Below are 12,855 nucleotides of genomic sequence, written 5' to 3'. Positions count from 1 at the left end.
GAACTTTTCGGCCCGACCAGAATTCAAACCGCACGATTTTAAGGGGAACTACTGATTCACGTCAATCTGCTTACATTTGCCTTGCAGCGTGTTGCGCACAACGGTTGCCATCACGATTGCATGATGGCCGTGCAAAAATTGCGCAGCAATGATGTTTGACGTAATTGGATTGCGCAGCGAACCCTGCGCATGATGAGGGATTACCGGGCACGCAATGCGTAGACCGGCAATTGGAATGGCCAGTGCAGCGTACACGCAACAGTCATCGCCACAACGACCGTTAATCGCACCAAATTGCGCGCGACTTCGCGTGCGCCCTCGCCCACTGCCTCAGGCGACCTTCTGCCCTTCGGTGGGTTCGCGCAGGCGCGCAAGCACGCCTTCGAGCGCATCGTTGTTGCTGAAGTGAATGGTGAGCTGGCCCTTGCCGCGCGCGCCCAGCCTGATCTGTACCGCCAGGCCCAGCGCATCCGACAGCTCTTCTTCCAGCCGCGCCACATCGCGCACGTTATTGACACCCTTCTGCTTGAGCGACTTCAGGTCGAACGGCTTGAGCGTCGATGCCACCAGCTTCTCGGTCTCGCGCACCGACAGCCGCTTGTTGATGATCTGGTTGGCCAATGTGATCTGGTTGGCACCGTCGACCGCCAGCAACGCGCGCGCGTGGCCCATATCGAGGTCGCCCGCCATCAGCATGGTCTGCACCGGCGCGGCCAGGTTCAGCAGGCGCAGCAGGTTCGACACCGCGCTGCGCGAGCGTCCGACCGACTCGGCCGCCTGCTCGTGCGTGAAACTGAACTCGCGGATCAGGCGCATGATGCCCTGCGCTTCTTCCAGCGGGTTCAGGTCTTCGCGCTGGATATTCTCGATCAGCGCCATCGCGGCCGCGGCTTCGTCGGCCACGTCCTTCACCAGCACCGGCACCTTGTCCAGGCCGGCCAGCCTGGAGGCGCGGAAGCGCCGCTCGCCCGCGATGATCTCGTAGCGGTCGGGCTCGGCCACGCGGCGCACCAGGATCGGCTGCATCAGGCCCTGTGCGCGGATGCTGGCGGCCAGCTCCTGCAGCGCGCCTTCATCCATGCGCGTGCGCGGCTGGTACTTGCCCGGCTGCAACTGGTGCAGGTGCAGCACCGTAGGCGCGCCCTCCTGCTTCGCCGATTCAACGATTTCAGCCGGCCCGCCCAACAGCGCTTCAAGGCCGCGGCCGAGGCCCTTCTTCTTTGCAGTGCTCATGCTTGCCCTCTCCTTCAGCCCAGCTGCCGGACCCGCGCGATCATCTCGGCGCCGAAGTCCAGGTACGCCTTGGCGCCCTTCGACGACGGATCGAACGCCACGCCCGGCATGCCATAGGACGGTGCCTCGGCCAGCCGCACATTGCGCGGGATCAGGGTCTTGAAGACCTTCTCGCCGAAGTGCGATTCGAGTTGCGCCGAGACCTGCTGCTGCAGCGTCACGCGCGGATCAAACATGACGCGCAGCAGGCCGATCACCTGCAGGTCGCGGTTCAGGTTGGCGTGCACCTGCTTGATGGTGTTGACCAGGTCCGACAGCCCCTCCAGCGCAAAGTACTCGCACTGCATCGGCACGATCACGCCATGCGCCGCGCACAGCCCGTTCAGCGTCAGCAGCGACAGCGACGGCGGGCAGTCGATCAGCACGAAGTCATACTCGCCATCGACCTCTGCGATGGCCTGGCGCAGCCGGCGCTCGCGCTGATCCAGTTCGACCAGCTCCACTTCGGCGCCGGCCAGTTCCCGGTTAGCGGGCAGCACGTCGTACCTGCCGGTCTCGGAGCGCTGGCGCGCCTGCGTGATGCTGGCCAGGCCGACCAGCACCTGGTACACGCTGTGCTCCAGCGCCTGCTTGTCGATGCCCGAACCCATCGAGGCATTGCCCTGCGGGTCCAGGTCGACCAGCAGCACGCGCTGATCCTGCGCGGCCAGGCCGGCGGCGAGGTTCACCGTGGTGGTGGTCTTGCCTACCCCGCCCTTCTGGTTGGCGATCACGAATACCTTGGCCATAAGTTACTGAGGCTCCTGCTTCAATTCATCCGGCCAGCGCGAGGCTGGCAGTTCGCGGCGCTGGGTACAGCGCCGCGGCGTACATCATGCGTGGGCGCTTGCGCGCCGCGACAGCACCACCAGGTGGCGCTCGGCATCCAGCCCGGGCACGGTGATGCGGGGCACTGCATCGACCTGCCATTGCGCCATCAGCCCGGCGGCTTCCATGCGATCCAGCTCGGCCTGAGGATAAACACCCTTCATGGCAATCAGCTTGCCGCGCGGCGCCAGCAGCTGGCCCGACAGGTTCACGAAGTCCGTCAGCTCGGCAAACGCGCGCGAGGTGATCACGGCAAAACCGGCAGCGTCGTCGAGCTTTTCCACCGGTCCCCAGTGCGCCGCGGCATTGGCCAGCCCGAGCTGCGCGCGGCACTGGGTCAGGAATGCGGTCTTCTTCTGCACGATGTCCACCATCAGCACCGACACCTCGGGGCACGCGATTGCCAGCGGCAGGCCCGGCATGCCGCCACCCGAACCCACGTCGAGCACCCTGCCCCGCGCCGGCGTGCCTACCTCTGGGGCGCGGGCGGCTTCGGCCAGCGCCGGCACTGCGGCAAGCGAATCCAGCATGTGATGCGTAAGCATTTCATCGGGATGACGGATCGCGGTCAGGTTATAGACGCCGTTCCACTTGCGCAGCAGCGCCAGGTAGGCAAACAACGTATCGATCTGGGCCGGCGCCAGCGCCAGCCCGATCTCTGCCAGACCGGCTTCAAGGCGACGGCGCTGGGTGGCGTCGTCGATCATGGTGTGTCGCGGACCGGCCACTCAGGCTGCCTCTTCTGAATTGGCGGAAGGTGCGCCCGACTCTGCGCGCGTGCGCCCCAGCCCCTTCTTCTTCAGGTGCACCAGCAACAGCGAGATCGCAGCCGGCGTCACGCCGGAGATGCGCGAGGCCTGGCCCAGCGTTTCCGGACGGTGCTGGTTCAGCTTCTGGCTGACCTCGAAACCCAGGCCACGCACTTCGGTGTAGTCCAACCCTTCCGGCAGGCGCGTCGCCTCGTTGGCTTCCAGCTTGTCGACCTCGGCTGCCTGGCGGGCGATATAGCCGTGGTACTTGATGCCGATCTCGATCTGCTCGCGGATCTGTTCCGCCAGCATCGGCTCCGCATCCAGCGGCGCTTCCGGTGCATGGCGGCCGCCCTGCAGTGCCATCAGTGCTTCGTAGCGGACTTCCGGCCGGCGCAGCAAGTCGGCCAGGCTGTACTCGCGCTCGATCGGCTTGCCTAGCAGCGGTACGGCCTCTTCGGCCGGCAGCATGGCCGGGTTCACCCACGTGCTCTTCAGGCGCTCTGTTTCACGTGAAACAGCGTCGCGCTTGCGATTGAAAGCATCCCAGCGCGCGTCATCGACCACGCCCAGTTCGCGGCCGACCTCGGTCAGGCGCATATCGGCGTTGTCTTCCCGCAGGCTCAGGCGGAATTCCGCGCGGCTGGTGAACATACGGTACGGCTCGGTCACGCCGCGCGTGATCAGGTCATCGACCAGCACGCCCAGGTAGGCCTGGTCGCGGCGCGGCGTCCACGCATCGCGCTCGCGCACGTAGCAGCCTGCGTTGATGCCGGCCAGCAGACCCTGCGCGGCGGCTTCTTCATAGCCGGTGGTGCCGTTGATCTGCCCCGCGAAGAACAGGCCGCGGATGGCCTTGCTTTCCAGGGATGCCTTCAGCCCACGCGGATCGAAGTAGTCGTACTCGATCGCATAGCCGGGACGCAGGATATGCGCGTTCTCCATGCCGCGGATCGAGTGCACCAGCTCCAGCTGCACGTCGAACGGCAGGCTGGTCGAAATCCCATTGGGATAGAACTCGTTGGTAGTCAGGCCTTCGGGTTCCAGGAAGATCTGATGGCTTTCCTTGCTGGCAAAGCGATGGATCTTGTCCTCGATGCTGGGGCAGTAGCGCGGCCCTACCCCTTCGATCACGCCGGTGTACATCGGCGACCGGTCCAGCCCGCCACGGATGATGTCGTGGGTACGGCTGTTGGTATGGGTGATCCAGCACGGCAGCTGCTGCGGGTGTTGCTCCGGGTGGCCCAGGAAGGAGAACACGGGCACCGGATCCAGGTCACCAGGCTGCTCCTCCATCACCGAGAAGTCGATGGTACGGCCGTCAATACGCGGCGGCGTGCCGGTCTTCAGGCGCCCTTGCGGTAGCTTCAGGTCCTTCAGGCGCGCCGACAGCGACACCGCTGCCGGGTCCCCGGCGCGGCCGCCAGTGTAGTTATCCAGCCCCACGTGGATCTTGCCGTCCAGGAAAGTGCCAGCCGTCAGCACGACCGCGCGGGCGCGGAAGGCGATGCCGACCTGGGTCATGGCGCCGACGACGCGATCGCCCTCCACCATCAGGTCGTCCACGGCCTGCTGGAACAACATCAGGTTCGGCTGGTTCTCCAGCCGCGTGCGGATCGCCTTGCGGTACAGCACCCGGTCCGCCTGGGCGCGCGTGGCGCGCACTGCCGGGCCCTTGCTGGAGTTCAGGATGCGGAACTGGATGCCGGCTTCGTCCGTGGCAGCCGCCATGGCACCACCCATCGCGTCCACTTCCTTGACCAGGTGCCCCTTGCCGATGCCCCCGATGGACGGGTTGCAGCTCATCTGGCCCAGTGTCTCGATGTTGTGAGTCAGCAGCAGCGTCTGGCAGCCCATACGGGCCGCGGCGAGTGCAGCTTCAGTGCCGGCATGGCCACCGCCGACGACGATGACATCGAATTCTTTTGGGTAAAGCATGGGACACCTCCTCCGGGAGGCTGGCGGGAAAGTACGGGAATGCGAAATTATAGCGGCATTCGACTAGCCGCTTTCCGGCCAACACCATGTTTCACGTGAAACATGGCGTTGACGATACCCGGCGAGTCGCTCGAAAGCGACGTTATGTTCCACGTGAAACAAGCGCCTCAGAGTTGCGAGCGGATATAACCCGCCACCTTCTCTGTCAGCTTGCCAAGGTCGCACTGCAGCGTGGCGAACCCGGCATTCCGCTCCCGCGTCACCTCATCCATATACAGCGGCCGACGGATCTCGATCTGCAGGCTGTTGCGTCGCTCGGCTGGCCGCCCGATCTGGGCGATCAGCTGCACGCCCTTGTACGGATCATTACGCGCCACCGTGTAGCCCATGCCGCGCAGCTCCCGTTCGACCAGGTCGACCAGCCCCGGCTCGCAGGTGGCGCCGTCCCGGTCGCCCAGCACGAAGTCCGCCAGCGGGTGTGGACTGTCGATCTTGAGCCGCTCGTAGGCGTTGTTGGGCATGGAGTGCAGGTTCAGGTGCCAGAGCGCGCCAAAGCGCTGGTAGGCGCCCTCCACGGCCTCGGCCAGCGCCGCATGGTACGGCCGGTAGTAGCCGTCGATACGGCCCTGCACTTCCGCCACGGACAGGCGCCGGTCATAGATCGGCGTGCTGGCATCGATCCGGCTCCAGATCAGGCCGTAGCCCAGTTGCGTCTTCGGCCCTGGGGCCAGCGCTGTCGGCCAGGCGCCGTCGAGCTGGGCCGGATCGATATCGTCGGCCATCCGGTTCGGGTCGATATAGACGCGCGGGAAAGTCGCCGCCAGCAGCGTACCGCCTGCTGCGGGCACGGCCTCCCACAGGGCATCGACGTGCGTGTCCTCGCCCCCGCGCAGGCGCGCGGCAGGGATCGCCGCGCCGAAGTCGGCCGGGTAGGCGGTGCCGCTGTGCGGCGAGTCGCACACCAGCGGTAGCACCTCCCCTTCCGGCAGGCGCACAATGACCGGCGGCAGCGCGGCGGCCAGGTGATTCGCTTCAGCCATGCGTCAGTCCAGTTGGATGTTGGCGGCCTTGGCGACGCGGGCATAGCGCGCCATCGCCTGCTGGATCTGGGCCTTGAACTGCTCCGGCGTGGTCGGCACCAATGTGCCGCCGGACTCTTCCACCTTGCGCTTGAATTCAGGGTTCTGCATGGCCTTGTGGATGGCCTGGTTCAGCCTTGCCACGATGGCGGGCGGCGTGCCCGCGGGCGCGACGATGCCGAACCAACCGCCGTCGCCCATCTCCTTGTAGCCCAGTTCCGCATAGGTGGGCACGTTTGGCAACTGCGGCGAGCGCGTGGCGCCAAGCACCGCCAGCGCGCGCAGGCGGCCCGACTTCACGTGAGGCAGCGCGGAAGCCAGGTTGTCCGAGATGGCATTGACCTGCCCCGCCACCGCATCATTGAGCCCAAGGCCGGCGCCCTTGTACGGCACATGCAGCAGCTCGATCTTCGCCAGCATCTGGAAGTTCTCAAGGTTTACGTGGCCGAGGGTCCCTGTGCCCGGCGAGGCAACCGAATACTTGCCCGGATTGGCCTTGGCCAGGGCAATGAATTCCTGCATGGTCTTCGCCGGCACGCTCGGGTGGACCGTGAATACGCTCGGCATCGACACCACGTTGGTGACCGGGGCAAAGTCCTTGATCGGGTCGTACTTGAGCTTCGGGTATACAGCGGGGTTAGAGCCGTGCGTGCTGACCGTGGCCATGCCGATGGTGTAGCCATCCGGCGCGGCGTTGGCCACCTGCTCCATGCCCACCGAGCCGCCGGCGCCACCCTTGTTCTCGACCACGATCGTCTGGCCCAGCTCGCGGCCAGCAAACTCGGCCACCAGGCGCGCCGACAGGTCAGTGGAGCCGCCTGCCGCAAACGGCACGATCAGGCGGATCGGGCGCGTCGGGTAGTTGCCTTGCGCGAAGGCGCTGCCGGCAAAGGCCAGCGTGGCCGCGGCAGCGGTGCCGGACAGCAGCAGCTGGCGGCGGGATATCCGGGCTCGGATCATGGGGTTTCTCCTGTTGGTTTTGTGCATGAACCGGGCGAGTGTCAGCCGTTTACCGGCTGTGCACAAACGACTATATTGCACGTTTGCATTACCAAAGATCATTCTTGCGGCGACCGTTCCGGAAGTTAACTTCCCTCCGGCCCGGCCCCTCCCCGCCATGCGGCTGCATTCCCCATCGATGTCCGAGTTGCACGCCTTTGCCGCCGCGGCACGGCTGGGCAGCTTCACGCGCGCAGCCGACGAGCTGTGCGTGACGCAAGGTGCTGTCAGCCGCGCCATTGCACGGCTGGAAGCGCACTTCGGCCAGCCGCTGCTGCAACGCAATGCGCACCGCCTGATGCTGACCGATGCCGGCCAGCAATTGCTCGATGCCGTGGCCGAGCCGTTGGCCGCGATCGAGCACGCCAGCGCCGCCTTGCGCGCCGGCGACCGCCGGCACCACCTGACACTATCGATCGTGCCCACGCTGGCCAGCGTCTGGCTGGTGCCGCGCCTGCCGGACTTCCACCGCCGCCATCCGGAAATCCGGCTGGACTTCGTCCCGTACCAGCGCGACGAGGACCTCTCCGGCCCGTCACCGGACGCCGCCATCCTGGCCGGTGAAGCCAGCAAGTGGCCGAGCCTGCAGGTCGACTACGTGGTGGGACGTGAAATGGTGCCGGTCTGCCATCCGGACCGCGCCCGCGCGCGCCGCGAGGCCGGCCGCTGGCAGTCGCCCGCCGAACTGCTGGACGAGCCCCTGCTCTACCACACCACCGCACCGGCGAACTGGCAAAACTGGCTGCAAGCCGCCGGCGTACCCAACGCTGCGCCAAGGTTATCCACAGCGTTCGACCAGGTTTCGATCCTGATCCAGGCAGTGCGGGCCGACATCGGCATAGCGGTGCTGCAGCGCTGCCTGGTGCGCGACGAAATTGCCGCCGGACGCGTCACGGCGCCGTTTGACCTGCCAATTTCGCTGCAACGCGGCTATTTTCTGTGTGCGCCGAAGGAACGGCGTGATCATCCGGCGCTGAACTGCTTCCGGGATTGGCTGCTGGAGACCGCAGCGAAGGATACAGGCAGCGACACCAACACTTTATTCACCGTATGACTTATGTCATCACGATTTTGCAGCAATTCATCCGGTGCGAGAATAATATTTCCAAGACAATCAGCCGTATGGATGTTATCTCGCAGATTTAACGCGCAGAATTCATCCAATAGATATCCTCGTACCTACATCAGCGCGCCGGCCGCGGCATCGTGCCGAAGCCCCTCCAAATTGGGTTATCCCCAAAGTTATTCACACCACCAATAGAAAAGGGCCTGCATCTGCAGGCCCTCATTCCTCTGGCGAAAACCAGGCGGCTTATGCCGCTTTCTTTGCCAGTCCAAGGTAAGTTTCAATCACCTTCGGGTTCGCCGCCAGCTCATCCGCGGGCCCTTCCATCGCCATGTCCCCGGTCTCGATCACATAGCCGTAGTCCGCCACCTGCAGCGCGGCGCGCGCGTTCTGCTCGATCAGCAGCGTGGCCACGCCGGTCTGGCGCAGGTTGCTGACGATGTGGAAGATCTCCTTCACGATCAGCGGCGCCAGGCCAAGGCTGGGTTCGTCGAGCATCAGCAACTGCGGCTTGGCCATCAGCGCGCGGCCCACCGCCAGCATCTGGCGCTCGCCGCCGGAGAGCGTGCCGGCGTCCTGGCGGGCGCGCTCGCGCAGGCGCGGGAACAGGTCATAGACCACGTCCATCTGGTCCAGGTAGTTCTTCTCGCCGGCGCGCTTGCGGCGGAAGGCGCCAAGCTGCAGGTTGTCCTCCACCGTCATCGTCGCAAACAGCTCGCGCTTCTCCGGCACCAGGCACATGCCGCGCGCGACACGGCCCTCCACCGGGATGCCGGCCATGTCGTGGCCAAGGTAGCTGACCGCGCCGGTCGACGATCCCGTCACCGGCAGCGCGCCCATGATCGCATTGAGCATGGTCGACTTGCCGGCGCCGTTGGGGCCGATCACCGTGACGATCCTGCCGGCCTCCACCTTCAGGTTGGCGCCGTGCACCGCTTCCACCTTGCCGTAGCGGACGTGGAGGTCCTTCACTTCGAGAATCAGGCTCATGTCGGGTCCTCTGTCCGCTATTCCACGCCACCGAGGTAGGCTTCCAGCACTGCGGGGTTTTTCTGCACTTCCTCGGGCACGCCCTCGGCGATGCGCGTGCCGAATTCCATCACCACCAGCCGGTCGGTCAGGTTCATCACGAAGTCCATGTCGTGCTCGACCAGCAGCACGCTCATGCCCTCGCCCTTGAGCTTGCGCAGCAGTTCAGCCAGCGCCTGCTTCTCCTTGTAGCGCAGGCCCGCGGCGGGCTCGTCGAGCAGCAGCAGCGCCGGGTCGCAGCACAGCGCGCGCGCGATTTCCAGGATGCGCTGCTGGCCCAGCGCGAGGCTGCCAGCTTCCATGTACATGCAGTCGGCCAGGCCCACGCGTTCAAGCTGGCGCTTCGCTTCGAACAGCAGCTTCTCTTCCTCGGCCTTGTTCATGCGCAGGATCGCCGCCGAGACGCCGCCCTGGGCGCGGAAATCGCCGCGCAGGTGCGCGCCGATGGCCACGTTCTCCAGCACCGTCATGGTCGGCAGCAGGTGCACGTGCTGGAAGGTGCGGCCGATGCCGCGCTTGACGATCTCACGCGACGGCAGGCCCGAGATCACCTCGCCGCGGTAGCGCACTTCCCCGCGCGTGACCGGCAGCACGCCCGTCACCAGGTTGAAGGTGGTGGACTTGCCAGCACCGTTGGGACCGATCAGGCCGATGATCTCGCCCGCGCGCACCTGGAAAGTGACATCGTTGACCGCGACCAGCCCGCCGAACTCCTTGCGCGCCGCGCGCACATCCAGGATCAGCTCGCCGGCCTCGGGCTTCTGGCGCACGGCCAGTGCCTCGGCCTGTGTGGGTGCCAGGACAGGCGGGCCCGAAGGCACGAGACGCCGCAGGAACGGCCAGATGCCGTCGCGCGCGTATTGCAGCAGCAGCACCAGCAGCACGCCGAAGACAATGATCTCGAAGTTGCCGTTGGCACCCAGCAGCCTGGGCAGCACGCCCTGCAGCACATCCTTCAGGATGGTCAGGATCCCCGCGCCAAGCACCGCGCCCCACACATGGCCCACGCCGCCGACCACGGCCATGAACAGGTACTCGATGCCGTAGTTCAGGCCGAACGGCGTCGGGTTCACCGCGCGCTGCAGGTGCGCGTACAAAAAGCCCGACACGCACGCCAGGATCGCCGCGACCACGAAGATCACCACCTTCATCCACGCGGTGTTCACACCCATGGCCTCGGCCATCACGCCGCCGCCCTTGAGCGCGCGGATGGCGCGGCCCGGGCGCGAGTTCAGCAGGTTCTGCATCGCCAGCACCGCCAGCAGCACCACCGCCCAGATCAGGTAGAACATCGAGCGCCCCGACTGCAGCTCGATGCCGAAGAACGACAGCACCGGGATGCCGTTCAGGCCGTCATACTTGCCCAGGAACTCCAGGTTGCCGAACAGGAAGAACAGCGACAGGCCCCAGGCAATCGTCGCCAGCGGCAGGTAGTGCCCGGACATGCGCATGGTGATCAGCCCGATCACATAGGCCGATGCCATCGTGATCACCAGCCCCACCATCAGCCCGAACCACGGCGACAGCCCGAACTGCGTCGTCAGGTATGCGGTGCTGTACGCACCCAGCCCCACGAACGCGGCCTGCCCGAACGAGGTCATGCCGCCCACCCCGGTCAGCAGCACCAGCCCGATTGCGACGATGCTGTACAGGCCGATGTAGTTGCCCAGCGTGATCCAGAACTCCGGCGTCGGCAGCACCGGCAGCAGTGCCAGCACCACGATGAAGGCCAGCACCAGCACCCGGTTGCGATTCAGCCGCGCGCGGCTGCCGGCTTCGGCGCCGGCCACAGCCGCCTGCTTGTCGGTCAGCATGGTCATGGCTTATTCCTCCTCCTCGACATGCTTGCTCGTCAGCGAGCGCCACAGCAGCACCGGAATGATCAGTGTGAAGACGATGACCTCCTTGAACGCGCTGGCCCAGAAGGACGAATAGGATTCGAGCAGCCCTACCAGCAGCGCACCCAGTGCCGCCACCGGATAGCTCACCAGCCCGCCGACAATGGCGCCGACAAAGCCCTTCAGGCCCACCAGGAAACCCGACTCGTAGTAGACCGTGGTCAGCGGCGCGATCAGGATGCCGCACAGCGCGCCCATCGCCGCGGCCAGCGTGAACGACAGGCGCCCCGCCTGCGTGGTGCCGATGCCGACCAGGCGCGCACCCAGCCGGTTCACCGCGGTCGCGCGCAGCGCCTTGCCCTGCAGCGTGCGTTCGAAATAGAAGTACAGCGCGCCGATCAGCAGCGCCGACACGCCCACGATCCACAGGCTCTGGCCCGAGATGCTGAGCGCACCCACCTCAAACCGCGCATCCGAGAACGCATTGGTACGCGAGCCCTCCGCGCCGAACATCACCAGGCCCAGGCCCACCAGTGCAAAGTGCACGCCGACCGAGACGATCAGCAGCACCAGCGTGCTGGCTTCGGCCAGCGGCTGGTAGGCCAGCCGGTACAGCATCGGCCCCAGCGGGATGATGATCAGCAGCGTCAGCGCAATCTGCGCCAGCATCGGCAGCGGCTGCGCGCCGTACTGCTGCGCGAGCCAGTGCACCGCGAGCGGGAACACCAGGTACTTGCCGGCTAGCACCGCCAGCCGCTGGCCCAGCGTGCGCCGCAGCTCGGCGCTGCGTAGGACGGTAACGGTTTCATAGAGGAAGGTCAGCGCCCCCATCGCCAGCAGCAGCCAGCTGGTCTGCGGCACATGCCCGGCCTGCATTGCCGCCAGCGTCAGCGCGCCGTAGGCCACGAACTCCCCTTGCGGGATGAAGATGACGCGGGTCACCGAGAACACCAGCACCAGGGCCAGTGCCAGCAGCGCGTAGATCCCGCCAGAGGTGATGCCGTCCTGGGCCAGGATGGCGGCGATTGATAAGTCCATTGTCTCCCCGTCTTTTGGAAATACCTGCCTGCTTTATAGGGGGGCCGACAGGGTGGCTGTGTGCTATGGGATTACGGAATAGTAAACGGATTGCCTATTGTGGAAGTACAGGGCAAGCCCTAGTGAGGGGGGGCTCTTTGGGTTGTCGCTATGCGGTTGGTTGTTGTGCTTGGCGGGCGTGGGCTGTTTCGCCGGCGTGGCCGGCGGGGCTCCGTGCTCGTTGGCTTGGGGATGTCGGTCGGGTTCGATGTTGTCGTAGGATTAACCGCCTGGTTCCGCCCTGCTGGGCGGGTTACTTTTTGTCCGAGCGACAAAAAGTAACCAAAAAACGCGTCGCCTCTGGCGGCTGGCCACCAATTTGGTGGCGGGGGTGGTTCGAGCGGCGGTGCTTGCCGTTTTGCGTGGTTGGCCGTTCGACCCTGCTACGCACCCTGTCTGTGCCCACATCAGCGGACTATTGGACGAACCCGACTTTAGGCGGTTGGCAGCCTGCTAAGCACCGCGTCGGTCGGACGCCTTCGGCTGCGCTTCGCGCGGGCCCTAACGTGGCAGAGCTGCGGACCACGTCCGGATCTGCGCTTGTGGCCCGGCATCCCGACANTACGATACTGAGTGCGCGCAGCGCAGCCGTAGGCGTCCCACCGATAACGTGTTTAGCAGGCTGCCAATAGCCTAAAGTCGGGTTCGTCCAATAGTCCGTCGACGTAGGCACCGGACAGGGTGCGTAGCAGGGTCGAACCACCTACCACATCGAACGGCAAGCACCGCCGCTCGAACCACCCCCACCACCAAATTGGTGGCCAGCCGCCAGAGGCGACGCGTTTTTTGGTTACTTTTTGTCGCTCGGACAAAAAGTAACCCGCCCAGCAGGGCGGAACCAGGCGCTTAAACCTACAACAACATCGAACCCGACCTTCTATGAGGGCAAGGATGTCAACCCCCTTCAGTATTGGAGTTCAGGTAGGCATGTCGGGTCGATACGTCTTTTCCTTGCAAGCCATTATTACTTTCCTTCGCGA

11 protein-coding genes are annotated in these 12,855 nt (G+C 65.4%); 1 reads left to right on the top strand and 10 read right to left on the bottom strand.

The features are described from left to right. Positions 1-48 precede the first annotated feature (48 nt). The 7 genes from DN412_RS43175 to DN412_RS35095 form a co-directional block, all read right to left on the bottom strand. Positions 49-255, bottom strand: a complete 207-nt coding sequence (locus DN412_RS43175) for a hypothetical protein (protein WP_133303124.1) — start codon at positions 253-255, stop codon at positions 49-51. Between the two features lie 75 nt (positions 256-330). Beyond that, positions 331-1,233, bottom strand: coding sequence for a ParB/RepB/Spo0J family partition protein (locus DN412_RS35120; RefSeq protein WP_078198286.1), 903 nt, complete (start codon positions 1,231-1,233; stop codon positions 331-333). A gap of 14 nt (positions 1,234-1,247) precedes the next feature. Then, positions 1,248-2,021: a ParA family protein gene (locus tag DN412_RS35115; protein WP_078198287.1), complete on the bottom strand. Its 774-nt coding sequence runs from the start codon at positions 2,019-2,021 to the stop codon at positions 1,248-1,250. Between the two features lie 84 nt (positions 2,022-2,105). Further along, complete coding sequence (rsmG, locus tag DN412_RS35110) at positions 2,106-2,807, bottom strand: 16S rRNA (guanine(527)-N(7))-methyltransferase RsmG (RefSeq protein WP_208647717.1); 702 nt, start codon at positions 2,805-2,807, stop codon at positions 2,106-2,108. A gap of 21 nt (positions 2,808-2,828) precedes the next feature. After that, entirely contained in the window at positions 2,829-4,787 is a 1,959-nt protein-coding gene (gene mnmG, locus DN412_RS35105; protein ID WP_115215774.1) for a tRNA uridine-5-carboxymethylaminomethyl(34) synthesis enzyme MnmG, read from the bottom strand. A gap of 167 nt (positions 4,788-4,954) precedes the next feature. After that, positions 4,955-5,827, bottom strand: coding sequence for an N-formylglutamate amidohydrolase (locus tag DN412_RS35100; RefSeq protein WP_115215773.1), 873 nt, complete (start codon positions 5,825-5,827; stop codon positions 4,955-4,957). Positions 5,828-5,830: 3 nt separating this feature from the next. Further along, the gene (locus DN412_RS35095; protein ID WP_035825589.1) at positions 5,831-6,826 is read right to left on the bottom strand and encodes a tripartite tricarboxylate transporter substrate binding protein BugE; all 996 of its coding nucleotides are present in this window, start codon (positions 6,824-6,826) and stop codon (positions 5,831-5,833) included. A gap of 157 nt (positions 6,827-6,983) precedes the next feature. Here DN412_RS35095 and DN412_RS35090 point away from each other — a divergent pair, with 157 nt between their 5' ends. Beyond that, positions 6,984-7,919 carry a LysR substrate-binding domain-containing protein gene (locus DN412_RS35090; RefSeq protein WP_115215772.1) on the top strand — a complete coding sequence of 312 codons (936 nt, stop codon included), beginning with the start codon at positions 6,984-6,986 and terminating at the stop codon, positions 7,917-7,919. Between the two features lie 258 nt (positions 7,920-8,177). Here the strand turns inward: DN412_RS35090 and DN412_RS35085 are convergent, their stop codons facing one another. Genes DN412_RS35085 through DN412_RS35075 form a run of 3 tightly spaced genes read right to left on the bottom strand, consistent with a single transcriptional unit; the run spans position 8,178 to position 11,836 of the window. Continuing rightward, positions 8,178-8,921 carry an ABC transporter ATP-binding protein gene (locus DN412_RS35085; RefSeq protein ID WP_115215771.1) on the bottom strand — a complete coding sequence of 248 codons (744 nt, stop codon included), beginning with the start codon at positions 8,919-8,921 and terminating at the stop codon, positions 8,178-8,180. 17 nt (positions 8,922-8,938) lie between these two features. After that, positions 8,939-10,780 (bottom strand): branched-chain amino acid ABC transporter ATP-binding protein/permease, encoded by a 1,842-nt coding sequence (locus DN412_RS35080; protein WP_115215770.1) that lies wholly within the window; start codon positions 10,778-10,780, stop codon positions 8,939-8,941. 3 nt (positions 10,781-10,783) lie between these two features. Then, positions 10,784-11,836, bottom strand: coding sequence for a branched-chain amino acid ABC transporter permease (locus DN412_RS35075; RefSeq protein ID WP_115215769.1), 1,053 nt, complete (start codon positions 11,834-11,836; stop codon positions 10,784-10,786). Between the last annotated feature and the right edge of the window lie 1,019 nt (positions 11,837-12,855).

The organism is Cupriavidus lacunae (assembly GCF_003353055.1).
Taxonomy (GTDB): domain Bacteria; phylum Pseudomonadota; class Gammaproteobacteria; order Burkholderiales; family Burkholderiaceae; genus Cupriavidus; species Cupriavidus lacunae.
The sequence above is the reverse complement of the archived record's forward strand: the minus strand, read 5'-3'. Positions and strand labels throughout refer to the sequence as shown.